This is a genomic window from Streptomyces capitiformicae, from assembly GCF_002214185.1.
GTDB classification, from domain to species: domain Bacteria; phylum Actinomycetota; class Actinomycetes; order Streptomycetales; family Streptomycetaceae; genus Streptomyces; species Streptomyces capitiformicae.
Map to the genome: position 1 here is coordinate 6,124,698 of NZ_CP022161.1, position 26,503 is coordinate 6,151,200.

Annotated in this window: 31 protein-coding genes and 2 pseudogenes; 14 read left to right on the forward strand and 19 right to left on the reverse strand. The window is 69.6% G+C overall.

Translation table 11 applies throughout. The annotated features are described in order from the left end of the window. Complete coding sequence (locus CES90_RS27265) at nt 1–1,059, forward strand: DNA polymerase Y family protein (protein ID WP_189786752.1); 1,059 nt, start codon at nt 1–3, stop codon at nt 1,057–1,059. A gap of 42 nt (nt 1,060–1,101) precedes the next feature. Further along, nucleotides 1,102–2,547 carry an AbiJ-related protein gene (locus CES90_RS27270; RefSeq protein ID WP_229914277.1) on the forward strand — a complete coding sequence of 482 codons (1,446 nt, stop codon included), beginning with the start codon at nt 1,102–1,104 and terminating at the stop codon, nt 2,545–2,547. A gap of 48 nt (nt 2,548–2,595) precedes the next feature. On the opposite strand, the gene CES90_RS27275 is transcribed toward CES90_RS27270, so the two are convergent. Beyond that, entirely contained in the window at nt 2,596–2,919 is a 324-nt protein-coding gene (locus tag CES90_RS27275) for a hypothetical protein (RefSeq protein WP_189786751.1), read from the reverse strand. Nucleotides 2,920–3,053: 134 nt separating this feature from the next. On the opposite strand from CES90_RS27275, the gene CES90_RS27280 reads away from it, so the two are divergent. After that, nucleotides 3,054–3,296, forward strand: coding sequence for a DUF6207 family protein (locus CES90_RS27280; RefSeq protein WP_308437917.1), 243 nt, complete (start codon nt 3,054–3,056; stop codon nt 3,294–3,296). Nucleotides 3,297–3,428: 132 nt separating this feature from the next. On the opposite strand, the gene CES90_RS51335 is transcribed toward CES90_RS27280, so the two are convergent. The 7 genes from CES90_RS51335 to CES90_RS27315 all read right to left on the reverse strand — a co-directional run bounded on the left by CES90_RS51335 (nt 3,429) and on the right by CES90_RS27315 (nt 8,334). Next, on the reverse strand, nt 3,429–3,551 hold the full coding sequence (locus tag CES90_RS51335; RefSeq protein WP_268257051.1) for a hypothetical protein: 123 nt from the start codon (nt 3,549–3,551) through the stop codon (nt 3,429–3,431). Between the two features lie 83 nt (nt 3,552–3,634). Next, nucleotides 3,635–4,570 (reverse strand): phosphotransferase family protein, encoded by a 936-nt coding sequence (locus CES90_RS27290; RefSeq protein WP_189786750.1) that lies wholly within the window; start codon nt 4,568–4,570, stop codon nt 3,635–3,637. Between the two features lie 216 nt (nt 4,571–4,786). After that, nucleotides 4,787–5,440, reverse strand: coding sequence for an HAD family hydrolase (locus CES90_RS27295; protein ID WP_189786749.1), 654 nt, complete (start codon nt 5,438–5,440; stop codon nt 4,787–4,789). Continuing rightward, nucleotides 5,437–5,961, reverse strand: a complete 525-nt coding sequence (locus CES90_RS27300) for an orotate phosphoribosyltransferase (protein WP_229914276.1) — start codon at nt 5,959–5,961, stop codon at nt 5,437–5,439. The genes CES90_RS27295 and CES90_RS27300 overlap by 4 nt, the downstream gene beginning before the upstream one ends. Then, complete coding sequence (locus CES90_RS27305; protein ID WP_189786747.1) at nt 5,958–6,515, reverse strand: SLOG cluster 4 domain-containing protein; 558 nt, start codon at nt 6,513–6,515, stop codon at nt 5,958–5,960. The genes CES90_RS27300 and CES90_RS27305 overlap by 4 nt, the downstream gene beginning before the upstream one ends. Continuing rightward, entirely contained in the window at nt 6,512–7,426 is a 915-nt protein-coding gene (locus tag CES90_RS27310) for a hypothetical protein (RefSeq protein WP_189786746.1), read from the reverse strand. Before CES90_RS27310 ends, CES90_RS27305 begins: the two co-directional genes overlap by 4 nt. A 38-nt stretch (nt 7,427–7,464) precedes the next feature. After that, nucleotides 7,465–8,334: an aspartyl/asparaginyl beta-hydroxylase domain-containing protein gene (locus CES90_RS27315; protein WP_189786745.1), complete on the reverse strand. Its 870-nt coding sequence runs from the start codon at nt 8,332–8,334 to the stop codon at nt 7,465–7,467. Between the two features lie 203 nt (nt 8,335–8,537). Here CES90_RS27315 and CES90_RS27320 point away from each other — a divergent pair, with 203 nt between their 5' ends. The 6 genes from CES90_RS27320 (at nt 8,538) to CES90_RS27345 (ending at nt 13,889) form a co-directional block, all read left to right on the forward strand. Next, the gene (locus CES90_RS27320) at nt 8,538–9,902 is read left to right on the forward strand and encodes a transcriptional regulator (protein WP_229914275.1); all 1,365 of its coding nucleotides are present in this window, start codon (nt 8,538–8,540) and stop codon (nt 9,900–9,902) included. 149 nt (nt 9,903–10,051) lie between these two features. Continuing rightward, nucleotides 10,052–11,296 carry a helix-turn-helix domain-containing protein gene (locus CES90_RS27325; protein WP_189786744.1) on the forward strand — a complete coding sequence of 415 codons (1,245 nt, stop codon included), beginning with the start codon at nt 10,052–10,054 and terminating at the stop codon, nt 11,294–11,296. A gap of 187 nt (nt 11,297–11,483) precedes the next feature. Next, on the forward strand, nt 11,484–12,002 hold the full coding sequence (locus CES90_RS27330) for a hypothetical protein (RefSeq protein ID WP_189786743.1): 519 nt from the start codon (nt 11,484–11,486) through the stop codon (nt 12,000–12,002). Next, nucleotides 11,999–12,559: a hypothetical protein gene (locus tag CES90_RS27335; protein ID WP_189786742.1), complete on the forward strand. Its 561-nt coding sequence runs from the start codon at nt 11,999–12,001 to the stop codon at nt 12,557–12,559. Before CES90_RS27330 ends, CES90_RS27335 begins: the two co-directional genes overlap by 4 nt. Then, complete coding sequence (locus CES90_RS27340) at nt 12,556–12,957, forward strand: restriction endonuclease (protein ID WP_229914274.1); 402 nt, start codon at nt 12,556–12,558, stop codon at nt 12,955–12,957. Before CES90_RS27335 ends, CES90_RS27340 begins: the two co-directional genes overlap by 4 nt. A 152-nt stretch (nt 12,958–13,109) precedes the next feature. Next, entirely contained in the window at nt 13,110–13,889 is a 780-nt protein-coding gene (locus tag CES90_RS27345) for a class I SAM-dependent methyltransferase (RefSeq protein ID WP_189786741.1), read from the forward strand. A gap of 54 nt (nt 13,890–13,943) precedes the next feature. On the opposite strand, the gene CES90_RS27350 is transcribed toward CES90_RS27345, so the two are convergent. The 5 genes from CES90_RS27350 to CES90_RS27370 all read right to left on the reverse strand — a co-directional run bounded on the left by CES90_RS27350 (nt 13,944) and on the right by CES90_RS27370 (nt 19,095). After that, nucleotides 13,944–14,906, reverse strand: coding sequence for a D-alanine--D-alanine ligase family protein (locus tag CES90_RS27350; RefSeq protein ID WP_189786740.1), 963 nt, complete (start codon nt 14,904–14,906; stop codon nt 13,944–13,946). A 29-nt stretch (nt 14,907–14,935) separates the two neighbouring features. After that, on the reverse strand, nt 14,936–16,168 hold the full coding sequence (locus CES90_RS27355) for an aminotransferase-like domain-containing protein (RefSeq protein WP_229914273.1): 1,233 nt from the start codon (nt 16,166–16,168) through the stop codon (nt 14,936–14,938). 278 nt (nt 16,169–16,446) lie between these two features. After that, nucleotides 16,447–16,893, reverse strand: coding sequence for a DUF3592 domain-containing protein (locus CES90_RS27360; protein WP_189786738.1), 447 nt, complete (start codon nt 16,891–16,893; stop codon nt 16,447–16,449). A 223-nt stretch (nt 16,894–17,116) separates the two neighbouring features. Then, the gene (locus CES90_RS27365; protein WP_189786737.1) at nt 17,117–18,115 is read right to left on the reverse strand and encodes an endonuclease/exonuclease/phosphatase family protein; all 999 of its coding nucleotides are present in this window, start codon (nt 18,113–18,115) and stop codon (nt 17,117–17,119) included. A gap of 272 nt (nt 18,116–18,387) precedes the next feature. Then, nucleotides 18,388–19,095 carry a prepilin peptidase gene (locus CES90_RS27370; RefSeq protein ID WP_189786796.1) on the reverse strand — a complete coding sequence of 236 codons (708 nt, stop codon included), beginning with the start codon at nt 19,093–19,095 and terminating at the stop codon, nt 18,388–18,390. Nucleotides 19,096–19,309: 214 nt separating this feature from the next. Here CES90_RS27370 and CES90_RS27375 point away from each other — a divergent pair, with 214 nt between their 5' ends. Together CES90_RS27375 and CES90_RS27380 are read left to right on the forward strand one after the other, a co-directional pair. Further along, nucleotides 19,310–19,618, forward strand: a complete 309-nt coding sequence (locus CES90_RS27375; protein WP_189786736.1) for a hypothetical protein — start codon at nt 19,310–19,312, stop codon at nt 19,616–19,618. A 57-nt stretch (nt 19,619–19,675) separates the two neighbouring features. Next, on the forward strand, nt 19,676–19,993 hold the full coding sequence (locus tag CES90_RS27380) for a hypothetical protein (protein ID WP_189786735.1): 318 nt from the start codon (nt 19,676–19,678) through the stop codon (nt 19,991–19,993). A 27-nt stretch (nt 19,994–20,020) separates the two neighbouring features. Here the strand turns inward: CES90_RS27380 and CES90_RS27385 are convergent. Further along, nucleotides 20,021–20,446: pseudogene (locus CES90_RS27385) on the reverse strand (transposase); the annotation flags it as partial. 157 nt (nt 20,447–20,603) lie between these two features. Here CES90_RS27385 and CES90_RS27390 point away from each other — a divergent pair. Continuing rightward, nucleotides 20,604–21,400 (forward strand): IS5 family transposase gene (locus tag CES90_RS27390; RefSeq protein ID WP_373313555.1). Its coding sequence is split into 2 segments (ribosomal slippage): nt 20,604–20,937 and nt 20,937–21,400, totalling 798 coding nucleotides; the frame shifts between segments, so codons are not numbered across the junction. Between the two features lie 6 nt (nt 21,401–21,406). On the opposite strand, the gene CES90_RS27395 is transcribed toward CES90_RS27390, so the two are convergent. From CES90_RS27395 to CES90_RS27410, 5 genes and pseudogenes are all read right to left on the reverse strand, one after another. Continuing rightward, nucleotides 21,407–21,778, reverse strand: a complete 372-nt coding sequence (locus CES90_RS27395) for a type II toxin-antitoxin system death-on-curing family toxin (protein ID WP_189786733.1) — start codon at nt 21,776–21,778, stop codon at nt 21,407–21,409. Beyond that, nucleotides 21,775–22,080: a type II toxin-antitoxin system TacA family antitoxin gene (locus tag CES90_RS27400; protein ID WP_189786732.1), complete on the reverse strand. Its 306-nt coding sequence runs from the start codon at nt 22,078–22,080 to the stop codon at nt 21,775–21,777. The genes CES90_RS27395 and CES90_RS27400 overlap by 4 nt, the downstream gene beginning before the upstream one ends. 89 nt (nt 22,081–22,169) lie before the next feature. Further along, nucleotides 22,170–22,415, reverse strand: coding sequence for a hypothetical protein (locus CES90_RS27405; protein ID WP_189786731.1), 246 nt, complete (start codon nt 22,413–22,415; stop codon nt 22,170–22,172). An 80-nt stretch (nt 22,416–22,495) separates the two neighbouring features. Further along, a pseudogene (locus tag CES90_RS49935) lies at nt 22,496–22,651 on the reverse strand (fic family toxin-antitoxin system, toxin component); the annotation flags it as partial. 298 nt (nt 22,652–22,949) lie between these two features. Further along, a complete protein-coding gene (locus CES90_RS27410; protein ID WP_229914272.1) occupies nt 22,950–24,167 on the reverse strand; it encodes a hypothetical protein in 1,218 nt (405 codons plus the stop codon). Between the two features lie 269 nt (nt 24,168–24,436). On the opposite strand from CES90_RS27410, the gene CES90_RS27415 reads away from it, so the two are divergent. After that, on the forward strand, nt 24,437–24,661 hold the full coding sequence (locus tag CES90_RS27415) for a hypothetical protein (protein WP_229914271.1): 225 nt from the start codon (nt 24,437–24,439) through the stop codon (nt 24,659–24,661). Nucleotides 24,662–25,132: 471 nt separating this feature from the next. Beyond that, a complete protein-coding gene (locus CES90_RS27420) occupies nt 25,133–26,374 on the forward strand; it encodes an IS256 family transposase (RefSeq protein WP_189786730.1) in 1,242 nt (413 codons plus the stop codon). The last annotated feature ends 129 nt before the right edge of the window (nt 26,375–26,503 follow it).

Here is a 26,503-nt window from a genome sequence, read left to right on the forward strand (position 1 = left end):
ATGGGGCGCCGCATCCTCCACCTGCGCTTCGGCCTCCCGGCCGACAACGACGCCGAACTCCCCGAGCGGCTGCGCCGCCTGTTGGAGGACATCACGCCGCGTGTGCAGATGATCGAGCCGGACATGGCTGTGCTGGACCTGACCGGGGCGATTCCGTACTGGAAGCGTGACGCCCGTGGCCTGACCGAACTGGTCCAGTTGCGCGCGCTCGCGCATTTCGGCCTGCCCAGTTCCGCGGGGTGTGCGGGCAACCGGATGCTCGCCGCGATGGCCTGCGCCCTCACCCCGTTCGGCCAGCGGACCGTCATCGACGACTCCCCCGAGGCTGTGATGGCGTTCCTGCAGCCTCGCCCTGTAAGGGAGTTGCCGGGCGTGGGCGCGAAGACGTCCGCGATGCTCGGCGAGTACGGCCTGCACACAGTCGGCGACGTTGTCGACGTCCCCCAGCTCACGCTGCAGCGTCTGCTCGGCGCCCGCGCCGGACGTGCCCTCCACGAGCACGCCCAGGGCCGCGACACCCAGGTCGTCGACCCCACCCCGACGCCGGCGAGCATCAGTTCCGAGCACCACTTCGCCCGCGACGAACTCGACCCGGCCGCCCGCCGGCGCGTCCTGCTCGCCCTGGCCGACCATCTCGGTGCCCGCCTTCGCGGCTCCGGTCAGGTTGCGACGGGCGTGACCTTGACAGTCCGCTACGCCGACTCCAGCGGCACCCGACGCAGCCGTACGCTGCCCGAAGCCACCCATCACACCATGCTCCTGGCCTGCACCGCGTACGCCGTGTACGCCTCCCTCGGTCTCCAGCGCGCCCGGGTCCGCAGCCTCGCCTTGCGCGCGGACGCCCTTCGGCCCGCCGACCGGGCCACCCGGCAGCTCACCCTCGACTCGGCGGACGACAAACCGCTCGCGATCGAAGCCGTCGCCGATCGCGCCCGCGTCCGCTACGGCCGCCAGGTGCTCTACCCCGCCGCCCTCGCCATCAGCTCCCCGCCCCCGTCAGCCCGGCATCAGGACGGAGGAGGCCGCCCAAAGGACGCGCGTGGACGTCGTGCGACGTAAGGACCCCAGACGCTCGCGATGTGGCCCATTGCCTGGGTGCCGATGCCGGATCCACTCGGTTTCTGCGACCATCTGCCCATGGTCGACAGCCGGGATCGTTCAGCGCTGCGCACACTGGTCGGCGAGGTCGTCGCGGGGCTTGGCAGCCTGACGCACCGGGAGCTGAACCCGGCCTTCGAACAGCTGGGGATGCCACCAGTCCCTGATGATGCTGGCAGCAAGCGCGAGCGGATCGAGCTGAGTCTCAGCCAGGTACCCGACGCCGAGCTGCCACAGGTCACACGACGCCTTCTGGAACAAAGCCACGTCCACGTGAGTCCGTCGCGCCGCTACCGGCTCGAGGACCTGCTGTGGGAAGAGGACGCACCGCCCGAGATACCCAAGAAGGCCCGCCGTGAACTGGCGCGCGCCCTCGACCTGTCGGAGTTGACCCAGCACCACGACCGTTTCATGCGGCTACTTGAACGATTCTGGATAGCCGAGGACCCGGGCCTCTCCTTCGCGGAGCTGGAGGGCCTGCTGTTGAACGGGACGCGTCCGGTGACGCTGAGAGACCGCATCGAGCGGTACGTCTTCCGTAATCCCGGGGACTGGTCCACGGAAGAGCTCTTCGACAACCTCGGGGCGTTCGAGGCCGGGGACGCCAGGCTCGCCCGCTTCCTGGAGGGCCTGGTATCAGCGGACGTCCTCCTTGATGATCGCCTCCAGGAGAAGACTGTCAGCACGATCAACGGTCATCTCCGGTCTGCTGGGGTCGAGTTGAGAGTGACCGGCAACGATGGCGGCTATCCCGTGTTCACCGTGGTGTCGACGCGACTGCCCGGCAACCGGCGACCGAAGAACATCATCTTCGCCTCATTCGCCAAGCCGGACATCCGCTTCCAGTCCTCGGTGGACAACGACATCGAGATCGTCGGAGGGAACCCGGACGACACCCTCATCTATGACCGTGAGATCCCCATCGAGGGCCTGCGCTGGCGTGATCTGCATGCCTGGTGGCAGGACGCCCGCGAGATCAGCAGTGACACCGAGGCCAGAGGGAACCTGTACCAACGACTTCTCAAGAGCCTGCCGGACAACTCGGAAGGCCAGAAGAACCTCTTCATCGCCTACCACCAGATTCTCGGGCCTTCCCCCGGGGATCCTGCTCTCCTGCCCGAAGTGTGGCTGCACTGGGACCACAGGACCGTTCAGGAGCGCGGCCCCGAGGCGCTGCTGCGCTCCCGCATGGATTTCCTCCTGCTGCTGCCTCATGGACAGCGTGTCGTCCTGGAGGTCGACGGATCCCAGCACTACACCCGCGACCGCGGTCGCACTCCGGATACAGGCAAGTACGCGGAGATGGTCGCCGCTGACCGGGATCTCAAGCTCAGGGGGTACGAGGTGTTCCGCTTCGGGCACGATGAACTCAAGCGTCTCGATGCCGCCCAGGCCGTTCTGCGGCAGTTCCTCCCGGACATGTTCCGCCGCTTCAAGGTGAGCAACTGACGCCATCGGTGTCCGCCAGCGTGCCAGTCCGACGCCGGCGCGGGCTGCTCAGGCCAGAGGAAGCTGACCGAGCGGCCGACCGCGATCGGCCTGCGCCTCCAGCAGAGCGGCCACGTCCGGCCCCCTCGTGAAGGCGGGGCCCTCCCAGTACGCCGGGACCGCCATGGGCGTCAGGCACACCTCGGTGCCATGGACGCGCGCGGCGTCGAAGAGGACCTGCAGCATCTGCCCGCCCGCCACATCGAGCGCGCCCAGGCGGACATGCCACGTCTGGGTCTCCGGGTCGTACAAGGCGATTGGGCGGAGCCTGTCGAGTTGCTCCTGCCATTGAGAATCGGCGGCCGGCGCCGTCCGAATGGCGGCCTCCAACACCCATGCACTCTGGGGGTAGTTCGGCGAATTGGTCGTGCAAGGGACGGTAGACGTCGCCACTGACAACTCGCCCGGTCGGGTGAATCCCGAGCCTGAACAGAACCCCGGCCGTCCACGAATACGTACTGACAGGCGTGGACCCGATCCGAGAAGCGCACCTGTCCGAACCCGGCCTGCTCGTCATCGACGTGGCGGGATTCGACGATGACACCGTCCTCGCCTTCCAGGCCGCGATCGCCCGAATCTGGGGGACCTCGACCGCCGAGCGCACCACCCGGGATCCCGGCCAGCCCGGGGTGCGGCTGCGGATGTACACCGATCTGCGGCAGGCCCTCGTGGAGACCTCGTCTCCGGAACCGGCGCCGTCAGCCAGGTAGACAGGCATGGTCCGCCACCACGGGGGGAGTGACGGACCACGCCTGCGTCCACGGTGCCACACCCGTCCCCGGCGTGCGCGGTCTGCGGGTGAAGCCACCGCAGAACAAGGCGACTTCGTCCGACAGGCGGCGTTAGGTGCGGGCCCGCAGCAGCGTGAGGACGGCGGCCGCATAAGCGCGGGATCGGTCCCAGACGGCGAAGTAGTCGGTGTGCAGCTGGTCGAACTCTTCGTCCCGGCCGGGCTGGACCCGCATGCCGCTGCCACGACCGAGGAGCAGGTTGGCGCGGCGGCTGGCTTCCGGGCCCAGGCCGCGGATGGGCGGCAGCGAGTGACCCTTCAGCTCAAGCGGTAGCCGATGAGGGCGAGACCAGCAGCGGCGGCGCGGTGCTGGTAGGCGCGCAGTCCGGGGGCACCGGGTGGTGCGGGCTTGCGGGCGTTGCGGTGCCAGTGGCCGGTGAGCGCGGCCAGGAACGCGGTGGTGGTGTCGGGGCTAGTGCCGGTGGCGGGGTGGTCTCGGAGCAGGCGGGCGATGTCTGCGGGCGCATGTCCGGCAAGAACGAGCTGCGGCGCGAGAGAGGCAGCGTCGATGCAGGCCGGTCCGGTGGTGGCGTGTGCCCAGTCCACGAAGGTCACGCCAAGGTGGTGGTCGCGGACCATGTTGTCGGCCCGCAGGTCGCCGTGGACGATGCGGTCGCCGTGGGCGAGAGCGGGCCAGGCTGCCTCCAGCTCGGCGAGCTGCGGCAGGTGGGCGCGGGCGGCGGGAGCGAGGTCGGCCGGCGGGGCGGAGATCAGTTCGTCCCAGCCGTGCAGGACGGCCGCCGTGGACGGCGAGGTGCTGACCGCCGCGGCGTACGCCGCCGGGGCGGGGCTGGAGGTGAGCTTGTCCAGCAGAGCCCAGGTCTGCCCGGCGTCGCCGGAGGCCCGGGATAGGTCAGGGTGGGGGCCGTCGAGGTGGGCGATGACGACGGCGGTCCAGTCGGCCGCGCGGTGGATGCCCAGCAGGTCCGGGGCCGGGGCGTCGGGCGGCAGCGCGCCGAGGACGGTGGCCTCATGGAGGTTGGCGGCGGTCAGCGGGTCGTCATCGGGGGCCGCCTTGACGAAGACCCGTCGGCCGCTGGCCAGGCGGAGCGCGGCGGCAAGCTGGTGGCCGAAGCCGCCGCTCGGGGTGACCGCGGCGGTGACAGGGGCACCGAGGGCGTCTTCGAGGCGGGCGCGCAGCGGCACGGGGACGTCGGTCCATCGCAGACGACCGTTGGGGGGCAGTACAGGCATTGGGGCAGCTCTCAGAGGTCCGGGAAACGGTGGCGAGGGTGATGGGGTGCGCGCCGAGCCGGACCGCGAGTCGGGCCGAGGAAGGGGTTCCTCAGTACTCCAGCTCGGCGCCGGGTGCTCGTCGCGGCATCACGTGCATTCGCCTGTGTCCTCTGGGTGCAGAAGTGCAAAGGGGCGCCCGCAGGGGCGCCCCTCCACTGTAGTGGTGCCGCAGGGTCACGCGCTGCCGATTAGGGGCAGGTGGTGCAGTAGGGACGGCCCGATGCTGGCGGGCTCGGGCAGGAGGTGATCGGCCCCAGCGGCGCGGAGTGCGGCGGGAGGGTGCCAGCCCCAGACCGCTCCGAGAGCGACGATGCCGGCGGTGCGGGCCGCCGTCATGTCAGTGGGGCTGTCCCCGACGAACACCGCGCGCTCCGGCGGCACGTCCACCCGGCTCAGGGCCAAGTGCAGCCCGTCGGGAGCCGGTTTTGGCGGCGCATCCTGCCGGGTGATGACGACCTCGAGCAGTTCGGCCACCGCCGGCGGCAGCAGCCACCGCAGGCGATCGGGGTCCTGCACCGTGACCGCACCGACGGCGACGCCCTCCGAGCGCAGGGCCAGCAGACCGGAGAGCGCCCCGGGGAACGGCTCGACCGGAGTGGCTGCCAGTGCGCCGTCCCACCAGCGGTCGCACGCGTCGTCGGGGTCGGTGACGTCCAGGAGCGCCAGGACCTCGCAGCGGGGAAGCTGCAGGGCGCCAGGCGGGAGGTCGTCCGGCGTCACGCGGTGGCCGGTGGCGCAGGTGGCGACCGCCGCGAGGGTGGACCGTACCGCGGCGGCACTGTCGAGCAGCACTCCGTCCAGGTCGAACAGCGCCGCTCGCCGGGTCACTGAGCACCGTCCGGGTCTCGGACCAGCGCGCACAGGACCAGGTGGTGGCCGGCGAGCATGGCAGCGGCTCCAGCGTCCCGGTCCAGGACGCACACGGCCGTGCTGACCAGGGCGCCCCCGATCCGCAGCAGGCGGGCGCTGCGCAGGAGACTGACGCCGCTGCGGGCGGTGTCGTCCAGCAGGACCGTCCGCCTGCCCTCCAGCTCGGTGCCCTCGATCTGCTGCCACGTTCCGTGTTCCTTGGGCGCCGGGCGCAGGAACGCGGCGGGCAGACCGGTGTGCAGGGACACCGCCGTGACCAGCGGGATACCGGCCATCGCCGGGCCGGCCAGGGCCTCGGTGTCGGCGGGCAGCAGGTCCGCCAGCGCGGCCGCGGTCTCCGTCAGCAGCCCCGGGTCACCGGCCAGCCGGTACGGGTCGAAGTAGGTATCGAGCGTGCCGCCGTCCGGCAGCCGGTAGGGGCCGGACCGGTAGGCGACGGCGGCGATCCTCTCCGCGAAGGCAGCGGTGGGCGCGGTCACTGCTCGCACCGCCCGGCGCCCGGGAGGGACTTGAGATCGGCGTCGAGTGCTTCGATGTCGAGGAGTTCGCGAAGGAAGCCCATGGGCCGGGTGGGGCTCTCGGTCAGCCATCCCTCGGCCTTCAGGAACGTGCTCAGGCGGCACGCGGTGGGCCCGAGCAGCCGTACGGGAAGGGGGCGGATCGTGGTCGCGTAGTACAGGGCGGCGGTCAGTTCGTGCAGGGTGCCGACCCCTCCGCCCATCGCCACGACCAGGTCCGCGTCGTCGAGGTAGGCGTGCAGCCGGGCCCCCAGGGTCGGGGCGTGCACGGTGGTGGTGACGTGCGGGTTGAGCGCTCCCCAGTCGGGGCGGTCGGCCAGCGTGACGGCGGTGACCGGCACCCCGTGGCGTGCGGCGCCGCGCGCGGCGGCCTCCATCAGGCCGTTGTAGCCGCCGTGCTTCAGGGCGTACCCGGCGCGGGCCAGCGCGGCGCCGGCCTCCTCCGCCAGTGGTTCCTCTCCGTCCGGCGGTACGACGCCGGCGAATAGGGCAACGGTCAGGTCGGGGCTGTTCATGCGAGTCCTTCCTCGTGCTGCTGGTAGGCGCGGTACGCGGTGATCTCGTCGGTCAGCGAGCCGACGGCGTGCGGGGCGATCCTCTGCGCGAGGCGCACGATGCGCTCCAAGGCTTCATCCGCCTGTGCCACGGTGGGGACCGGCGGACTGGTCAGGGCCTCCGTCAGTTCAGCCAGGCACTCCCGGCCGGTGGCGGTGCGGCCCACTTCGTCGGGGAGGTGGTACCAGCCGTGATGCCGGGAGTGCGGCACCAGCGCGGTACGGATCACGTCCCGGCAGGTGACGTTCAGGTCGTACAGGAGGCCGTAGGAGATGTACTGCTGGCCCCTCGCCAGGCGCTTGCGGAGCATCGCGTGCAGCACCATCGCCTGGACCAGTAGGTTTCCGCAGTCCGCGGGCGCTTCGGCCGCGCGGGTCAGTTCCTGCGCCGTCCGCTGCCGGGTGTCCGCGTCGGCAGGGTCCTCGGCGCCGGGGCCCTGCCACAGGAGGCGGGGGCCGATCCTGCGGCGCAGCGCCCCGACCGCGCTGGTCGGGCACAGGTACAGGTCGAGTTGCAGCAGGTGGCCGTCGTGCGGCAGCAGGTAGACGAACCCGGCGCCGCCGAGATTGCCGACGATGGTGTCCCGCCAGCCGGGCAGCAGGGTGCCGAAGGTGGTGGCCATCAGCGCGTCCAGGCTGTTCATCAGCGCGGGCAGCTGGCCGTCGCGGACGGCGACGACCAGGTCGACGTCGGATAACCGGTCTGCGGTGCCGGTGGCGAGCGAGCCGCGGACCAACAGGTGCGTTACGGCTGTTGTGGCCGACAGGGCGTGGACCAGGTTGCCCAGGACGGCGAGCTGTGCCGGCCGGTGGGCGTGCGCCAGCTCCTCCAGCGGGGTCAGCTCGGTGGGCGGAAGTACCGGGGTGGACATGCGGTGTCGTCCTCTCGGGTGAAGGGATCAGGTCGGGGTCAGGGGCGGGCGAGCAGGTGCGCCTTCGCCGCCCGCCAGCGGCTCGCGTCGGCGTCCGCGCCACGGCCCGCGTGGAGTTCGGCGATCAGGTCGTACGCGCCGCCCTCCGGCAGCGCGTAGGTGTAGAAGGCGCGCAGCAGCGTCTGTTCCGCCGCGTCGGTGAAGCCGAGTTCTGCGAGCTGTCCGGCCCGCTCCAGCAGCCCGGCCCGGTCCGCCGACGTCATCTCCGGCAGGTCCGCCGCGTCCCCGTCGCGCAGGTGCGGGCGGGCGGCCAGAGCGCCGTAGGCGTCGTCCGCGTACACGTCCGCGATCAGGTGGAGCCGGTCGGGGCCCGTGGAGTTGCACACTCCGTGTGCCTGCGACGGCGTCAGCCGCCACAGTGCCCCGGCCGCCATGTGGACCCGGGCCCCTGCGGTGACCAGGACCGCCGAGGGGTTCGTGACAAGCGGGATGTGCAGCCGGTGCCGGCCGGTGTCGCGCAGTTCCGCGTAGTCGCGGTGTTCCCACAGGTAGGAGTGCGGCTCCAGGCGGGCCAGCCGCACGTACATGAAGTCCAGCCCCAGCCCGTCGAGGAACCGTGCGGTGGCCGGCATGGCCTTCAGTAAGGAGGTGGGACGGGGGCGTCCGTCGCCGATCACGACGTCGTGCGGGTCACCGGAGTGGTTCATCAGCGACGTGGTCCACCAGCCGCCGGACTGGTATTCGCCGTATGCGACGACGCCGCGTGTGGGCGCCCCCAGCGCCTCGGCCCGCATCTGTTCGACCGCGGGCTCCTCCAGGTCGGCCAGCCGGGCGACCTGGTCGAGCACCTCCGCCCGTACCGGGTCGGTCTGCGCCGCCGTGACGGCTGCGGGGAGTGTGGTCACCATCGGGTCCTCCTGACACGTCGTCGGATGCGGCCCTGGCGGGCAGCCGTGCAAGGACACCGCAAGAGCGAACTGCCGCACAGACCGGTGGCGTTGCCGCCCGTTGCGGGTCGTTGCCGCCCGTTGCCGTTCACCCCGGGCGGCCTTCCCCCACCCGCCGGAAGCCGGAAGACTGGTGCTGCCCGCGCCCGCGAAAGGGTTGATCCGTGACCACTGACGCTGCCGAACGCCACCCGCTGGCCTACCTGCTGGACCTGCGCGGGCTGAAAGCGGAGGCGTACCTGCTCCGTGTTGCCGAGCAGCACCAGCGCATGGGGTACGGGCAGATGGCGTACCGCAAGGAGAAGGCATCCCGGTGGATCGCAGGCGTCTACGCGCCCAGCTACCACACCCAACTCGCCATGGCCGCGCTTGAAGGCATCCCGCCCGAGGCGATCCACGCCCACGGCTGGCCGGGCTGGCTCCTGTTAGCCCTGCCGGACCACACCCTCTTCACCCTCCCGTGGACGACCACGGGGGCGGTGCATGCACTGGAGATCACAGGAGGTCCGGTGGACCGCAGGAAGTTTCTGATCACCACGTCCGTCACCCTGGGCACCACCGTGGCGCAATGGTCCGCCGCCGCACCAGCGGGAGCGGCTCCCACCGCCGGCCGCCACATCGGCGCCGACGTCCCCGCCCACTTCGAGCAGCGCCTTGACAGCCTGCGACGGCTCGATGACACAGTAGGCTCCGGCGACGTCTACGACGCGGCCCGCGCCGAACTCCGCCTGATCACCGCCACACTCAAGAACGCATCCTTCGGCGAGGGCGTCGAACGCCGCCTCTTCGGGGCGGCCGCAGAAGCGTCCCGCTCCGCAGGGTGGACGGCTTACGACAGTGGGAAGGCCGCCGCCGCCGAACGTCACTACTCCACCGCCCTGCGGGCTGCCGCCAGCGCCGACGATCCCGTGGTCGGAGCGAACATCCTCGCGTTCTGGGCCATCCAGCACTACTCCACCGGCAACCCCCGGGGCGCGGTCGACCTCATCGAGGCCGCCCTGTCCCAGGCACCGAGGACCGGCTCAGCCCGCCTGACCTCCATGCTCCACGCCCGCGCCTGCCGGGCCCACGCGCACGCCGGCGACACCCGAGCCGCCGGCCGATCCGCCAACGCAGCCCTTGACGCCTACGAGCACGCCGGACCCATCGAAGACGATCTCCCCTGCGTCTACTGGTACAACCTCGGCGAAACCCACCAGCTCCTCGGCAGCTCCGCGCTCAACCTGGGTAACCCCAAACAGGCCGTGGCCCACTTCCTCGAAGCCTCCACCGCCACCAGCCAGGAGGCGTACAACGGCGACGCCTTCCCCCGCGGCTATGCCATCTATCTGGCACGCCTCGCCGAAGCTCATCTCTGTCTCGGCGACGTCGACGCCGCCGTCGCCACCGCGCATGACGCCGTCGACCGGATGGGAGGCGTCACCTCCGCACGCGGCACCAACACCTTGGAAGACCTCCGCAAGAAACTCGCCCGCCGTCGCGGAATACCCGCCGTCGCTGACTTCCTGGACTACACCGAGACCGAGTGAACCCCACCCCTCCGATGGGAGACGCTTGTCCGGGAAGGGGAGGGTCGAACGCTCGTACGCCGAACGGTGCCCCTCTCTCCCTTGCGGGAAGCGGCGAACGCACCGTTCGGCGTACCGTTCTGAGTGTCTAGTCCAGAACGGAGCCAAGTATGCCTCTCCCCAGTGACGAGCACATCGGGACGCGAGTCCGCATCGCCCGAAACGCAGCAGGACTGACGCAGGTTGAGCTGGCCGATTTCCTTGACCGAACCGACAGTTGGATGGCAAACGTAGAAGCGGGCCGCCAGTCGCTCGACCGGTACTCGGTGATCACGGAGATCGCTGACCGGTGCGACGTGGATGTGGTCTGGCTGCTCGGCCAGCCCTACCGGCTGCAGCGAAGCGGCGGGAACCTCGCCCACGCCCATATTCCGGCACTGCGCATGGGCTTGCGCAGGTCTGGGTTGATCCTCTCCGGTCATCCGGGGCTGAGTCCGCAGGGCCCGCAGATGCACCTCGCGACCATGCGGGCCCGCTCCCGCAAGGCCAACGTCGCGCGCCAGGCGGCGGATCTGCCGAAGGTCGCCACGCTGCTGCCGAACATGATCGAGGATCTGAATACGGCGCTCCTGGTCACTCAGGGGCGGGCCCGTGAGAGCGTGCTGCGCCTCATGGTCGACGCGGCGCGCACGGCTCGTATGGCCTTGAATCAGCTGGGTTATCCCGATCTTGCCTGGATCGCTGCGGAGGTCGCGGCCGGCGCGGCGGCCCAGCTCGGCGATCCGGTGGTCAAGGGCACCGTGGCGTGGGACCGGTGTGGTGCGCTGCTGCATCAGGCGTCGTTGCGCGAGACGGTGGCGGTCGCGGACGCGGCGCTGCAGGACCTGGAGCCGTATGTCACGGGCCGCGGCGCCTCGGACAAGGCAGTGTCGATCAGGGGCGCGCTGCATCTGCGGTGTGCCATCGCGCACGCGCGTGGCAATCAGAAGGCGGATGCCTGGTCTCGGATCGACGCGGCCTTGGAAGACGCGGACAGGCTCGGTCCTGAGTGGTACGACCTGGACGCTCACACGGTGTTCGGCCGGGGCACCGTGGCCGTGCACGCGGCTGAGGCCGGGGTCGAGGTCGATCAGCCGGACAAGGGCCTGAAGAAGGTGCCATCCGTCGACGTCGGCCAGGTGCCCAGCCGCGAGCGGCGCACGCACTACGCGATTGATGAGGCGCGTGCCCTGCACCGGATGGGCAAAGACGCTTCCGCCGTGGTCAAGCTCAAAGCAGCGGCGACGGAAGCGGCGTACTACACCTACGCCGATCCGATGGCGCGGGCACTCGTGTCCGACCTTGCACGGGTGGGCGTTCCTTCGCAGGCCGGAGCGCTGTCCGGGCTGATCCGGCACATGGAACTCGTGAGCTGACCCTCCATCAACCCGGCCAGCAAAACGCCCCCTAGTTTTTCTAGGGGGCGCGGTGCTTTCGGGCCTCCATCCTCAGACAGGTAACGATCCGTGTCTGAGTGATCACATGGGGGTTCGGCTTATGGGGCCGATCAACACCTACTCCCCGACTGCGGCGGCTCGCGCCTATGTCCAGCTGGGATGGTCAGTGACCGTAGGGCACCGGCTCCGGCCTCGTGCGGGCTGCACTTGCGGCAACACCAACTGCCCGGCTTTGGGCGCGCATCCGCTGGTCCCTCCGGGTCCCCGGCTCGTCGAGGACTCGATCGAGGAGGCGCTGCAGGAAGCCCCCGGAGGCTCCCTCATCGCGGCGACGATCCCTTTCGACGCGGTGCTCGTGCCGTACCCGATCGCCATGGCGGTCATGTTGCGGCTCGACCGCATCAGTCCCGTCCCCTGTCTCGTGACCCACGGGGCGACGGCGGCTCTGCTCGTGCTGCCGGTCACCGGCCGGTACGCGGCCGTCCACCCGAACGTCGAGGTACGCACCGGTCCGGACGGCTGGATCGCCCTGCCCCCGAGCAACGGGGCCCGGTGGGACACCCCGCCCTGGGTGGAGTCCACCCACATCCCGCACGAGCTCCTCAACGGCCAGGACGTCGGCCGTCACCTGCGCGAGGTGTTCAAGATGTCCACCGGAGCCAACACCAAGGGGGCTCTCCAGTGACCGCTCGCCGAACCCCGAAGCGCAAGGCCCCCAAGACCCCTCCCTCATGGACGTCGCAGTACGGCGAGCCGCAGGGCAAACGCCGTGCCGAGCTGCTCGCCGCGAGCACCTGGTCATCGCGCCTTCTGCAGCACGACGGCGGTCAGGACGTCATCGTGCTGCCGCTCGGGCCCGGACTGGCGGCGCTCGACGCGGTACAGGTACCGATCGCGGACGGCCACGCGCTCATTGCCGACTACCTGCACGGGAAGTTGCTCGCGGTCGTGGCCAGCGGGTGGGCGCAGTTGTGGGAGTTCGTGCCGGACGTCCGGGTCGTGCCGTACGGGGGGTGGGTCGTGGTGCCCGCGCCGGGCGGCGCCGGGTCGTACGCCGCGTCGTGGCTGAGCCTGCCTCCCCCGCAGCTCCCCCAGGGCGAGGACCAGGGTGAGGACGAGACGACCGCCGGTCTCCGGCCGGATTCCCTGCGCGCGTTGGTGTCCGCCGGCGCCCTCGCCCCCCGGAGGCTGTACGAGGGCCTGGTCGGCCGACCCGCAGCGTGTGAGGCGGTGGCCTCGTGAGCACGCACACCAACACGCACACCGTGCTGTACGACCCCGAGGGCCTCATCGAGGCGGAACTACCCCTCGACCGCGAGCCGTACATGTGCCTGGTCAAAGCGGTGCTGGCCTGGGCCGACAACGCGGTCCTGCCCCCGAGCGACTGCGAACAGATCGCCCTGCAGCTGACCGGGCACGCGCGTGCTGTCGCCGCCGACGTCCGGCGCCACTGCGGCAAGCTGCCCATCCTCAACGCGACCCGGATCCTGACCGAGGTGGTCCTCACCGAGGCCCATCTCCGGCTGGCCGAGCCCTACCAGGGCACCGTTCGCTGCGTACGCCAACGGGCCCACATGGTCAAGGCGTTGTACGAGCGCCTGGACCGACTCGCCCCTCCCGAAGAGGCGTCCCCCACCTGACCTCCCCAGAGGGCGTCGTCCAGCGCCATCCCCCGTGTGTTCGGGCCTGGTCGACGCCGGGGCCCCGGCGGTTTACACCTCCACCCGCAGCCGCCGGGGCTCCGTTTGATTGCCGCGAAGACACCCATCCCGCTTGACGAAGGGACTCGCACATGACGTACGACAGCGACACCTACGGCGACCGCACCGCAGACGAATACGACGCGCTGTACAGCGACTTCGTGCCGCCGGCCGCGCAGATCCGATTACTGGCCGACCTGGCGGGCACCACGCCCGCCGTGGAGATCGGCTCCGGCACCGGACGGGTTACCCTGCCGCTGGCCGAGCACGTTCCGGTCCTCGCGGTCGACGCGTCCGAGGAGATGACCCGCCAACTGGCGAAGAAGACCGGCACCCTGCCCATCACCCCGATCACGGCGGACGCCGCCCACTACTTGGCGGGCAGGCGCGTGGATCTCGTGTTCGCCTGCTTCAACACGTTCTTCCTGCTGGCCTCCGAAACAACCCAGCGGGCATTCCTGCGCAACGCCGCCCGCATGCTCAACGGCAACGGCACGCTCCTGATCGAGACCTTCGTCCCGCGGCCCGGCCAGCGCCTGCCTGACGGGCCTCACCCGGGGGTGTTCCCCAAGGGGCGCAGCGTCGTCGCGCTCAAGCGCCGGACCGTTGACACCGTGGTGGTCTTCGCCGCCGAAAACCACGACGCCGAGCAGGAGTTCCACTACTCCGAGATCGTCCTGCGCGACGGAGAGCCGGTGCGCGTGCTGCCCGGCCAGATGCGCTACTGGCGCCCCGAGCAGATCGACGCGCTCGCCGGTGAGGCCGGGCTGCTGCTGCGGGAGCGGTGGGAGGACTGGGAGCGCACCCCGTACGACGCGGCCACCAGCGGCCGGCACATCTCCCTGTACCGGCTCGCCGGACAGGACCTGTAGCACGCACGAAGGCCGCCGCACCCCTTGCCCGGGTGCGGCGGCCGTGGTGTGTCGTCAGGCGGACAGGTCGTGTCGGTGGGCGGCCTGGGCCGCGAGGTCGCGGCAGAAGACTCCGAAGTCGAGGCCCGCCTCTGCGAGCGCCATGGGGTAGGTACTGGTCTCTGTCATCCCGGGGGCGACGTTCGTCTCCAGGACGAAGACCTCCCCGGCCTCGGTGACGATTGCGTCCGTACGCGACAAGTCCAGCAGCCCCAGCGCCTCGTGCGCGGCGACGGCCACCCTGGCGGCCTCCTGCGCCACCTCGGCGGGAAGGCGGGCCGGACAGTGGAACTCGACCGCGCCGGGGGTGTAGCGGGCGGTGTAGTCGTACAGGCCCGTCCCCGCATCGATCTCGACTGCCGGCAACGCACGCGGTCCGTCGCCGAGATCCGCCACCCCCACGGCGATCTCCGTGCCTGTCACGCGCCGCTCGATCAGCGCCTCGTCGTGGTACGCGAAGCACGTCATCAGGGCCTGCGGCAGGTCCTCCGGCGACTCCACCCGGCTCACGCCGAACGCGCTGCCGCACGCGCGCGGCTTGACGAACAGATCAGGCCCCAGCCTCGCCAGGACCCGGGCTGTCAGCTCCGCGGCGCCCAGGTCGTGGAACGCCTGCTTCGGCAGCGTCACCGACTCCGGGGTCTGCAGCCCCGCCTCCTGCAAGATCGCCTTGGCGGTGGTCTTGTCGAACGCCGTACGGCACGCGTACGGGCGGGCGCCGACGTAGGGCACCCCGGCCAGCTCCAGGACCTCCTTTATGGTCCCGTCCTCCCCGGCGACGCCGTGCAGCACGGGGAAGACCACGCTCGGCGCGTCCGCCGCCAGCGCGGGCAGCAGGTCCTTGCCGATGTCGCGGAGCTCCACCTCGACCCCGCCGGCCCGGCGCAGCGCGTCGGCCACCCTCGATCCGGAGCGCAGCGACACCTCGCGTTCCGGTGACAGGCCCCCAGCGATGACGATGACGTTCAGGTCGCTCATGCTCATCCGTTCCTCTGTCTGTCGGGGCGTCAGGAGTGGTCCGGGCCCGGGGTCTGCGGGCCTCGGCTGTGCGGGTGCGCGGTGGTGCCGAACGTCTCCCACAGCTCCAGCTCGCCGCGGATCACCCCGGCCAAGGTGCGTACGCCCTCGGCGATGCGTTCTGGCGGCGGATAGCAGTACGACAGGCGCATGGCCCGCTGCCCGGCGCCATCGGCGTAGAAGCCGGTGCCGGGCACGTAGGCCACCCTGTTCTGGACTGCCCGGGGCAGCATGGCCTTGGAGTCCAGGCCCTCGGGCAGCGTCACCCACACGAAGAAGCCGCCGCCCGGCCGTGTCCACGACACCCCCGCCGGCATGTGCTCCTGCAGGGCGTTGAGCATCGCGTCGCGCCGTTCCCGGTACATCTCCCGGAAGGCTTTGAGCTGCTCCTGCCACGGCTGGGTGCGCAGGTACCGGTCCACGGCGAGCTGGGCGAACGCGGAGTGGGACAGCATCGCGCTCTCGGCGGCCAGCACCAGCTTGTCCCGTACTGCGGACGGAGCCAGGGCCCAGCCCACCCGCAGCCCCGGCGCCAGGGTCTTGGAGAACGACCCCAGGTAGACGACGTCCGCGGGTGCGTCGGCACGCAGGGCGCGCATCGGCTCGCCTTCCAGGTGCAGCAGCCCGTAGGGGTTGTCCTCCAGCACGAGCACCCCGGCGCGGCGGCACACCTCCAGGACGCGTAACCGCCGCTCGGCGGCCAGCGTGACCCCGGCCGGATTCTGGAAGGTCGGCACCGTGTAGAACAGCTTCGCCTTCCGCCCGGCGCGCTCCAGCCGGGCGAACGTCTCCGCCAACGCCTCAGGCAGCACGCCCAGCTCGTCCATGTCGACGTGGACGGCGCGGGCCTGGTACGCGGCGAACGTGCCCAGGGCCGTGACGTACGTCGGGCCCTCGGTGACCACCGTGTCCCCCGGGTCGAGGAACACGCGCGCGACCAGGTCCAGCGCCTGCTGCGAGCCGACGGTGACCACCACGTCGTCCGGGTGCGCGTCGATGCCCTCTTCGGCCATCACCGTGCAGATCGTCTCCCGCAGGCTCGGATCCCCCTGGGCGGACCCGTACTGCAGGGCGACCGACCCGCGCTCCGTCACCAGGTCGGCCATCATCGCCGCCACGGCATCCATGGGCAGCGCGGACACGTTCGGCATCCCACCCGCCAGTGAAACGATCTCCGGCCGCGCGGCCACCGCGAACAGCGCCCGCACCTCGCTCGCGACCATCCCCTCGGCCCTCGCTGCGTAATGGCCGAGCCAGGGATCAACCCGTGACCCCCGGGATGGTTCATCCGACTGCATCCGTCCGCTCCCTGTCCGTCACCACTGGGGCCACCGACACTACTGGCCACGCACCCGGCACCGGCACGCAACGACAGACAGAGCACTCCAGTACGCCCACGCGCGCGTCGACCTGCGCAAGCAGTGCAAAAAGGATCTGGGCGCCTACGGGGAGGATCACGACGTGCGGCACCCCGGCGTCACCGGCACCCGCGCCCGAGGGGTCAGGGCATCGAGCCGTCCGAGTTCCAGGTGACCATGAGAAAGACAGCGAAGGCGATGAACACGGCTAGGAAGAGCATCGCACCGCCCGTGCTCGCGGCGAGCTTCCCTTGGGCCGGGACCTTGGCAGTGGCGCGTTCGGGGCGCTCCGGCAGATAGTGCACGGTGACGATGTCGCCCTCGACTGTGGTCGACGGCCCGCCCTCCTCGTCGAACCGGATGACACGCCCGTCACCGGTCGTGAACTCGTAGACGTGGTGCAGCGTTGTGCGCACTGTGTTGTTCCCGCCGCCGCTGGTCGTCGTGTACGACCTGACACACCGTGCTTGGGCTGTGATCCCCCTGGTCCATGCAGCGCTGACCTGGCGGGACCGGCGGAGCAGGACGACGGCGATGTACACCGCGAAGAGAATCAAGAGGATGGGTACGACGTTGAACAGAGCTTCCATGGGATCCCCCGAGGGCGTACGGCGACTTGCGCGGTCCAGGTCTGCGGCCCGTCGACGGCCCGTTCCCCAGCAACGCCCCTGATTCAGTCGCAGAGGAAGCCAACGATGGGCCGAGCGCCGTTGGTCGGCGCGGGTCGCAGCTGTCACCGGCGGCGGGCCGGGCCGACGAGACCTCCATGGCGTCGGCTGTACAGCCCGGCCAGCACGGGTAGGCGCTTGGGGATCAGTCGAAGTCGAAGGTGGCGACGACGGGGGCGTGGTCGGACTCGGGGTATTTGATGTCGGTGGCGAAGGCGATGGAGTCGTCGTGGAGGATCTCGTTGTGGATTTCTGAGCCGCGGTAGTGGGCGAGGAGGTTGCGGGTGACGAGCATGTGGTCGAGCATCTGGCCGCGGCCGTGGTGGAAGAGGGTGTAGCGGGCCTCGTTGGGGATGGTGTGTTCGATGGGCACCAGGACCCGTGTGGCGAGGTCGCCGTTGTTGGTGTCTTCGACGTTGCCGCAGATGGCCAGTACCGGGACTTCTTGGGGTTCGGCGTTGAAGTCACCGGCGACGATGATGCGCGCGTCCGGATCGTCGTCGAGGATCTGGTCGATGAGACGCCTGACTTCCAGGGCTTGACTCATGCGCTTCATCGACGACAGGAAGCTGCCTTCGGCCCAGCTGTCGGCGGTGCGCCAGATGCCCTTCTGGGGGTCGATCACCTGGCCGGGGATGTCGCTGGGGATCTTGGATTTCAGGTGCACGGTGATGACGTGCAGGAGGCGGCCGGGTTCTGCGTGGTCGATGTCGATCTGCGCGTGCAGGATGGGCCGCTCGATACCGATCGGCACTGGTCCCGCGTCGGGGGGCGTGGCGGTGAGCCGCTGGTAGCGGGGCTCGGCGACCAGGTCGTTCTTCAGCTGCTGGTGCTTGATGACCGGCAGTTGGGTGGCGATGACCAGGTTGCGCACATCGAAGACCGCGTCGTTTGCGGGCTTGGTGCTGGTCAAGGACGCGCCGTCGAGGTTGGTGCCGGCGAGCAGCTCTTTCAGCGCGAGCAGGGCACGCGGCTGCCCGGGGCGCTCCTGCCCGTGGACTTCCTGAAAGCATGCGATATCCGCCCGAAGCCGCCTGATCTGCGGCTTCATCAGCGTGATTCGTTCCTTGAGCGACGGGCGCGCGCCCGCGGCGGTCTCGTCGAAGTTCTCCAGGTTGAACGTGGCAATCCGGATCTGTGTCACAGAGGCCCCCAGGGCTCGCCATGGCCGAGATACGCAGCGTAATCAGAGCTTGCTGACGGTGGAGGCGAGGCGCGCTCGGCGTTCCGCCAAAGAGTCCAGCGGCGAACCTGCTCTGCTCGGGTCTGTTACGCCGAACAGCCTGCTGACATCGGAGCGGTGCGCCCTTCGCAGAAGTGGTATGTGATTACCTGGCAGCCAGCACGAGGCCCGCCCTGTGCGCCATCAGCACAGACGTCGGAGCCCGGCGTCCTCCTCCCCCTGCCGGCCCGAATTCAAGGGGCATTGGAGCCCAGGAGCACGCCGGCCAGCGCCCCAGCGAGAAGGAACGGGCCGAGCGGGATCGTGGCCGTTCGGCCAACCCGGCCCCTGAGGATGAGGGCGATGCCGTACAGGGCGAAGAGTAGGTATCCGACGAAGGCCCCTATCAGGATGAGGGTCCAGCCGTACCAGCCCAGGACCGCACCCAGGACGAGGGCGAGTTTCACATCGCCGAACCCGAATCTATTGCTGATGAGGAAGAGCACGAAAGCGCTGGCTCCCAGGATGAGGGAGCCGAGCAGCGCGGATGTCCAGCTGCCGCCGGCATCGGGCAGCAGTGCGGCGATGCCGAGCAGGACGAGCGCAGCGGCGGCAAGCGGCAGGGTGAGCACGTCGGGCAGCCGGTGCGCCGTGTAGTCGACGATGGCGAGCAGTACACCGACCGGGGCGATCAGCAGCCAGACCACCAGTTCGGGGCGGGCACCGGTGGCGGCCGCCAGGACGGCGCAGACCGCAGCGGTGCCGGCGGCGAGGACGGGCATGCTGGGGCCGTAAGAGGCGCAGTCGGCGCAGCGGGCCCGCCCCAGCCATCCGTTCCCGGCGCCGGCGAAGGGGTGTCCGGCGGGACACGCTGCGCGCCACGGTTCCTCGGGCTGCACGGAAAGCCGGTACGCGGCGCGCGGTATGAGCAGGCCCGTGCCGGCACCCCACAGGACCGCCATCGCGGTGATCCAGAACGTCTCCACCGGACGGAGCTTAGGCTCAGCCCCGTCCGGTGATGCGGACGGCCCGCCGTGAGGAGCACGTGGATGCTGTTGAGGCCCAGAACGACCTGCGCTGAGGCAATTGCGTTGCTGGACCGCCTGACCGAGCAGGGGCTCACCGACCTCCAGAACGCCGCACCCCCACCACTTCATCGCCCGCACCACGGATGGCGTGACCGAGAACTGGGAGCAGGCCGCCAACCGGATGGTGGGCGACCGGTGGACGCTTCAGAGCGCGACCGATCTGCTGGAGGCCATCGCCGACCGGTCGGTGGCGGCCCGGCTGCGGGGCGAGCGCTACAACGCGATCGTGAACGGCCGGTTCGCCCCGGACCAATGGACGTTCCTGCTTAACACCGAACTGCAGGAAGTGCGCACGTACTTCATGGAGCTGGAACTGCGCCGGATGCAGCAGCGGTTCACTGGCCACCGGGTGCGGACGCTGGTGCTGGACACCAACGACCTGCGAACCCGCCTTTGAACCCTTGATCGCACCGCCGATCAGGTGACTTTGGGCGCGGCAGGTCGTTGCGCAGGCGTGCCGTACGAACCTCTTGATGTCGCACTCCAGCAAATGGCGTCGTGCCAAAGCCAGTTGGAAGGCCTCGCTGTGGCTCTCGCGCCTGATGAACTGCTGGGACTCAGTGAACAGGAAGCCGCTGCTCGCAAAGAACTGGCTGGTGATGCTCTCCAGCTTCTTGAAGACACTAAGGCCGCGATTGAGTCCGGCGAACCGGAAGACACCCTGACTTCCCTGGTCAACGCGACCAATCGGCTTGCGGTCCAGCTGCGAGACCGGGTCCTGGACGTCGCCGTGGCATCCAGCCCGGTGCCGGAGCAATGGCCGCCAGAGTGAAACTGAGGTTCACGCGGCCCGGACGGCTGCTGTCGGTCGCGGTGCGGCGGCGGTGGGGTGGATGAGCTGCCGAGTCAGTCGGCGCGTCATCAACGTGATGACCGCGAGGGTGAGCATCGCTTCGGAGTGCTCGGGCCGGGTCTCGTAGTCCCGAGCGTTCCTGCGGGCGTGGAGCCACCACGCCAGGCTCCGCTCCACCACCCAACGTCGTGGTAGGAGAACGCAGCCTTTCTCTCCTTCGGGCCTGCTCACGGTCTTGATCGTCAGGTTGAGGAAGGACTTAGCCCAGTCGGCCAGCGTTCCGCCGTAGAACGAATCGGCCCAGACGACGGCGATCTGCGGGTGCATGAGACGCACCCGCAGGAAGACCTCCTTGGCTGCGACGGCGTCGTGGTTGTCGGCCGGCGTCACCATGACGAACAGCAGAAGCACTTTCATGTCACAGGCGATGTGTCACCTGGATCGACATTCGAGGTGCGCGCCGACGGAGACGGATAGACGTGGGCTCTGGCCGGGGTCTTAGAGCTCCTAACGGAATGCGGAATGCCCGTGACCTCTGAGGGAGCGACTCGGTTGCTTGGGTGTGAGGAAGCGCGATCCTCAACCGTGGTTGGTTGATGATGAGTTGTGGGCGCGGATCGAGCCGCTGCTGCCGGTCCGGCAGCGCCGACACCGGTACCCGGGCCGGAAGGCGCTGGATGACCGCAAGGTGCTGTGCGGCATCCTGTTCGTCCTCTTCACCGGCATCCGCTGGGAGTGGCTGCCCGCCGAGCTGGGCTTTGGCTCGGGGATGACCTGCTGGCGACGCCTGCGGGACTGGAACAACGCCGGGGTCTGGCAGCGGCTGCACGAGGTGCTGCTGGCCGAACTGCGGGCAGCGGACCGCCTGGACATGTCGAGGGCGGTGATCGACAGTTCCCACATCCGGGCGCTCAAGGGCGGCCCAAAACCGGCCGGAGCCCGGTCGACCGAGGCCGGCCGGGCTCCAAGCACCACCTGATCTGCGATGCCACCGGCATCCCACTTGCGGTGACGCTGACCGGCGGCAACCGCAACGACATCACCCAGCTCGTGCCACTGCTGGAGGCGATACCGCCCATCCGCGGCAAACGCGGCAGGCCCCGGCAGCGGCCGAAGGAGATCTACGCGGACCGTGGGTACGACCACGACTGCTACCGCCGCGAGGTCTGGGCGAAAGGCATCAAGCCCGTCATCGCCCGCCGCGGCACAGACCACGGCTCGGGCCTGGGCACCAAGCGGTGGGTCGTGGAGCAGACGATCGCGCTGCTGCACTGGTTCGGCCGCCTGCGTATCCGCTGGGAGATCCGCGACGACATCCACGAGGCGTTCCTCAAGCTCGCCTGCTCGCTGATCTGCTGGCGCCGCCTGCGAACCGCATTCCGTTAGGAGCTCTTAGCCGGTGGACCAGGCGCGCAGCTGCGCGGCGACCTCCTGGACGCGGGCGCCCTTGTGCTTGGAGCGCATGACGAGCGCGAGGGCTTCTTCCGGCTCGTAGTCCAGTGTGACGCCGTTGGTGTTGAGGAACGTCTCGGCGACCAGCCAGGCGAAGAACTCGTTCTTCGCCTCCAGCGGCTCGTGCAGCGCGATGGTCTCCAGCATGGCCGCGGCCTTGAGCCAGTCGCTCGCGTACACGTCGCGGCCCATGTAGTGGGCCTGGACCCGGGCGCACACGGCGTCCAGCACGCCCAGGTCGAGACAGGCCGGGTCGCCCGGGAGGGTCTGCGCGATCTGCAAAAGCTCTTGCGGGGTGAGGAACCGGGTCACGCGGCGTGACCGTGCCGCGGGAACTCGTGCAGGTCACGGCTGCCCAGGGGCGCGGGGTCAGGCCACGCGGCCGTGCTGGTGTCGGCGGCGCTGGTGTCCTGGGTGGCGAAGACCTCGGCGAGCTGCGGTACGACGCGGTCGCGGGTCCGGCCGAGGGCCTTGAGGAACGGGTCATCAGCAGCCTTGAGCGCCGCGTCGCGGACGAAGTCCTCGGGAGACTTGCCGACGATGTTGGCGGCCGCCTCCACGCGCGCGTACTCCTCCGGCTCGAAGGGCGGCACCTGGGATCCGTTCTGGTCCATACGAGCGACGGTACCAGCGGATGCGGCTCCCGCCGAAGGCGTTCGGGCAAGAAGAGAGGGGCAGCGGCCGACGGACGGCGGGTGCCCCTTCAACTGTCCCCCATGCGGTCATGTATCTCGAGGCCAGCAACATCCCCGTCGTCCTCGGCGAACAGGTCCAGCAGCTTCAGGTACGCCTCGTGGCTCGCCGGCACCCGTAGCCGGAACTGGTCATCCGCGGTCGCCAGCGCGGCGTGGGCGTCGACGACGACGATGCTGGGTGCGCTGGGAGCCGCCCGCGTACGTTTGGGGAGGAGTGCCGGGATGGCGCTGGACTGGGACCGGAAGTGCTGCACGAGACCGGATGATCCTGGCGCCCGTCGCGCTCAATCCGGAGCTCGGCCCCCGCCGTTGCCGTACTCGAAGGCCGCGAAGGCAGGGTGTGCACCTGGGCGGCGGCGCGGGCGAAGGCTCCGTCGTAGACGGGAGTGTCGAGGAGTTCGCCGCAGTGACGGGCGACGGCGGCAATGGGCACGCCGTAGTCGTCGCCGGCCGGATCGCGGTGCCCGGCCCGCTCCGCTACTTCGAGGATCCAGGATTCGGTGTGTCACGGACACGATCGCCAAGAAGGACGCGGACCAGCTCGGCGGCAGCATCCGCTGGCTCAACGGCCACACTGAGCTTCGCGGCCTCCTCGCGGACCTGCCGGACCAGGTACTTGTCCGGGGCTAGATACACGGCCTTGCCGATGCCCTCGTTCAGGTGCTCTGCGCAATCAGCAGGCCGACGGCGGTCTGCCGCCGCTGGTGTTCTGCTTGATCACGACAAGCACGGCCTGGGCGGCGAGGAACGCCGGGTCCTGGGGATCGGCGGTCAGCGCCGGCGTCTCGTCACTCGTGGCGGAAGCCGCGGGCGGGATCTCGGGCCTGCTCAGGATCAAAGGCGTCGAACCAGTCCTGTGCCGCAAGGTTGATCACGCCGAGCGCCTGACTGACCTGACTGTCGCCGTCCTCGATGCCGTCGAGGGAGTTGTCGAACAGCATTAGAACGTCGTGATCCTGGAACAGGAGGTCGGAGCAGGCCTCCCAGTCGAAGTCGCGACGGTGCTCGGGCAGGTTCTCGACGGAGTCGCGTACACGGCGTGGCTGGTTGTGCGTCAGGTGTCGGGCCCGGGCAATGCCCAGGTGGAGTGCCATCTCCTCGCCGGTGCAGCGCGGTTCGAACTCGGCCTCGGAGGAGAGATCTGCGGCCAGGTCGTCGAAGGTCCTGGCCATGTGCCGGCGCCAGGTGGCGTCCTGGCGCAGTGTGACCGGCGGGAGCGCGCCGAACAGACCGCCGGCGCCACGCGGGAGGGGTTCGTCGCCGAGCGCCGCGGCTTCTTCCCATGCCTGGTCAGACAGGTCTTGCAGAGCCAGGAGCAGGACGATCCTCGTACGCGCCGTGAGAATGCCTCCGTCTTCTTCCCCGCCTTCTTCGTCCTCGTCCCAGTCGTCACTGAACGGGTCGGCGCCCCCGTAGCGGGCACGGGTGCGGAGGCGTTCCTGTACCCGGTGGGCGGCTTCCTCAGGGGCGGCGAGGGCTGTGTCGATGATGAGCAGCTCGTCGGAGAATGGCTTGGCGCTCAGGAGGGTGGCGGCTTCCGCGAGGAGGGCGGCGCCGGTGCACGGGGAGGCGGCGTGGGGGAAGACCACGGCGAACTGGTTGTCGGTCAGCCGGTCGATGACGCTGGAGGCCAGACCGGCGACAATCCAGGGGTCGTTCCAGGGCGAGGCGATGTCCAGTTCGTCGACGACCAGGACGCTGGAGGCCATGTCGACGAACTCCTCAAAGTCGGGGAGGAACTTCCCGTCGTGGTCGAGTAGTTGCTCCGCCACTAGGGAGAGGAAGGCTTGCTCGTCGGCCATCCGCTCGCGCAGGTTGTCCGCCTTCCAGTACAGGCCGCGCGTGGCACGCAGGCTGCCGACCGTCTTGCCGCCCGCGACGATCTCGACCCGCCAGGTCTGCACGCCTTCCTCAGACGGATCGATGAGACGGTGAGCGTGCCGGAACTCCAGCACCAAGACACCCGGATCCGCTTTGGTGTCGGGAATGGTCACGGGGTCGGTCATCGACGTCCTCTCGCAGCGTGGCTGTGGCCGCCTCCAGCCGTCAACAGCCACCACCGGCCCAGACTAGCCAGAACGGCGAGGGGGTTGTGGCCGGAGTTGCCGCCGAGCGGTTTCCTGGCGGTCCTCGAGGACAGCGGCTCGGGAGGCGTGCGGCGGCCGCGGCCCGCTCGGCGTCGACACCAGTGCTGGGAGGTCCGGACGGATCCTGGGCGGACACCTGGTTCCTATCCCCGGAGGACATCAGACCGCGGGGAGCCTCTGCCCTGCAGGTGTCGCTGCCAACGATGCTGGTGGCCTTCGCCCGTTACAGCCGTGACGGCAACTGCGCGGTGCTCGGCACGAACCTGCGCTTCACCATGTTCCTGGCCGCGGGCTCCGTCGTCGGCGCGGTGCTGGGCGGACTGCTCCTGGGTGTGTTCCCGGAACTGGTACTTATCCCGGTGCTGGCCTTGATCCCTCTCGTTTCCGCGGTCATGCTCGCCCGTCAGGACTGAGCGTGCCGGGACGACGCGGACGGGGCGTCCAAGGCGGTGCCCCAGCACTGTCCCAGGCGTTCAATGGGAGGTATGGCGAGTTACGACGCTAGCTCCGTAAAACGGCCCCGCCGCACGAAAGCGCAGGTCGAGGCCCTACGGGCGGCGATCTGCGAGGTCACGGAAGCGGCGCAGCCGTGCAGCGTCCGCCACGTCTTCTCTCCATAGCTTTGATCTGTCTCAGAGGGCGGTATGAGACTTGATGCCCGACTCTTCGTTTCGTGTGGGGCGAGCGGGAAGGTCGCGGCGACGTCGGTCGACTACGGCCGGGGCTGGGTGAACAAGGATGGCGCCCCTTGTCGTGGTGTAGCCGATCACGGTTAGGGAGCGCGCCGGGGGGCGTGTGCCGATGGGCTTTCGCTCCCTGCCCGTAAGGCGGGCCATCGTGCAACTCTCCGTAGTGAACGGGCAGTTCAACGCGGGAGGTGCAGGATGGCCCTGTCTCAGCATGACTTACTCCGGCTGCTTGAGTCACTACGTTCGGCGGACGGGCTCGAACTCGTCCGCAGTGTGGCTGAGCGGATGCTCCAGGAGCTGATCGAGGCCGAGGCCACGGCCCGGATCGGCGCGGAATGGAACGAGCACACCGAGACGCGCACCGCGCTTCGCAACGGCCACCGCGACAAGACGCTCAGCACGCAGGCCGGCGACCTGGACCTCGCGATCCCCAAGCTGCGGTCGGGGAGCTTCTTCCCCGCGCTGCTGGAGCGCCGCCGCCGCATCGACCAGGCCCTGTATGCGGTGATCATGGAGGCGTATGTCCACGGCGTGTCCACGCGGTCGGTCGACGACCTGGTCAAGGCCCTCGGCGCGGAGACTGGGATATCCAAGAGTGAGGTCTCGCGGATCTGCCAGGACCTGGACAGCCAGCTGACCGCGTTCCGCGCCCGGCCCCTGGACCACGTCCGCTTCCCGTACGTCTATCTGGACGCGACCTACTGCAAGGCGCGGGTCGAGCACCAGATCGTGTCCCGCGCCGTGGTGATCGCCACCGGGATCACCGAGGAGGGCGGCCGGGAGGTGCTGGGCGTGATGGTCGGCGACAGTGAGACCGAGGTGTTCTGGACCGAGTTCCTGCGTTCCTTGCGCGAACGAGGTCTGACCGGGGTCCGGCTCGTCATCGGCGACCACCACTTGGGACTGGTCAAAGCCATCCGCAAGGTCATGCTCGGGGCCGCCTACCAGCGTTGCAGGGTGCACTTCCTGCGCAACGTGTTCAGCGTGATCAACAAGGAAGCGGCCGAGATGGCCGCCGCCACGATCCGCACGATCTTCGCCCAGCCCACCGCCGATGCGGTCCGCACCCAGCTCGACACCGTCGCCGACATGCTCGGCAAGCAGTTCCCCAAGGTCAAAGACATGCTGCTGGAGGCGAAGGACGACCTGACGGCCTTCGCCGCCTTCCCGGAGCGACATTGGAAGAAGATCCAGTCCACCAACCCGCTGGAACGGATCAACCGCGAGGTCAAGCGCCGCACCGACGTCGTCCAGGTCTTCCCCAACGACGACGCGCTCCTGCGGCTGGTCACCGCCGTGCTCTTCGAGCTGCACGACGAATGGATCGCCTTCCCCCGCCGCTACCTGCCCGAGGGAAGCATGGACCGGCTCTACCCCTCCGAGCGCCCCGAAAGCGCCCCCGCGCTACCCAACACCACCAACACGACCGCCGGATGATCGGCTACACCACGAGAAGGGACACGACCTGTTTTGGCTCCACTGCCGGGGTGGAGGGGGCGTGTATCGGTGTGATTCACGCCCCTGTAGCAAGGTGATTTGGCCCCACTTCGATCGGGTGGTTCCGCT

Excerpts from the sequence above, each read along its gene's own strand:
- CES90_RS27265 (WP_189786752.1), top strand. The coding sequence starts at position 1 with ATGGGGCGCCGCATCCTCCACCTGCGCTTCGGCCTCCCGGCCGACAAC.
- CES90_RS27270 (WP_229914277.1), top strand. The coding sequence starts at position 1,102 with ATGCCGGATCCACTCGGTTTCTGCGACCATCTGCCCATGGTCGACAGC.
- CES90_RS51335 (WP_268257051.1), bottom strand. The coding sequence starts at position 3,551 with ATGCGGGTCCAGCCCGGCCGGGACGAAGAGTTCGACCAGCTGCACACC.
- CES90_RS27290 (WP_189786750.1), bottom strand. The coding sequence starts at position 4,570 with ATGCCTGTACTGCCCCCCAACGGTCGTCTGCGATGGACCGACGTCCCC.
- CES90_RS27305 (WP_189786747.1), bottom strand. The coding sequence starts at position 6,515 with ATGAACAGCCCCGACCTGACCGTTGCCCTATTCGCCGGCGTCGTACCG.
- CES90_RS27310 (WP_189786746.1), bottom strand. The coding sequence starts at position 7,426 with ATGTCCACCCCGGTACTTCCGCCCACCGAGCTGACCCCGCTGGAGGAG.
- CES90_RS27315 (WP_189786745.1), bottom strand. The coding sequence starts at position 8,334 with ATGGTGACCACACTCCCCGCAGCCGTCACGGCGGCGCAGACCGACCCG.
- CES90_RS27325 (WP_189786744.1), top strand. The coding sequence starts at position 10,052 with ATGCCTCTCCCCAGTGACGAGCACATCGGGACGCGAGTCCGCATCGCC.
- CES90_RS27345 (WP_189786741.1), top strand. The coding sequence starts at position 13,110 with ATGACGTACGACAGCGACACCTACGGCGACCGCACCGCAGACGAATAC.
- CES90_RS27350 (WP_189786740.1), bottom strand. The coding sequence starts at position 14,906 with ATGAGCGACCTGAACGTCATCGTCATCGCTGGGGGCCTGTCACCGGAA.
- CES90_RS27355 (WP_229914273.1), bottom strand. The coding sequence starts at position 16,168 with ATGGTCGCGAGCGAGGTGCGGGCGCTGTTCGCGGTGGCCGCGCGGCCG.
- CES90_RS27360 (WP_189786738.1), bottom strand. The coding sequence starts at position 16,893 with ATGGAAGCTCTGTTCAACGTCGTACCCATCCTCTTGATTCTCTTCGCG.
- CES90_RS27370 (WP_189786796.1), bottom strand. The coding sequence starts at position 19,095 with ATGGCGGTCCTGTGGGGTGCCGGCACGGGCCTGCTCATACCGCGCGCC.
- CES90_RS27400 (WP_189786732.1), bottom strand. The coding sequence starts at position 22,080 with ATGGACCAGAACGGATCCCAGGTGCCGCCCTTCGAGCCGGAGGAGTAC.
- CES90_RS27410 (WP_229914272.1), bottom strand. The coding sequence starts at position 24,167 with ATGACCGACCCCGTGACCATTCCCGACACCAAAGCGGATCCGGGTGTC.
- CES90_RS27420 (WP_189786730.1), top strand. The coding sequence starts at position 25,133 with ATGGCCCTGTCTCAGCATGACTTACTCCGGCTGCTTGAGTCACTACGT.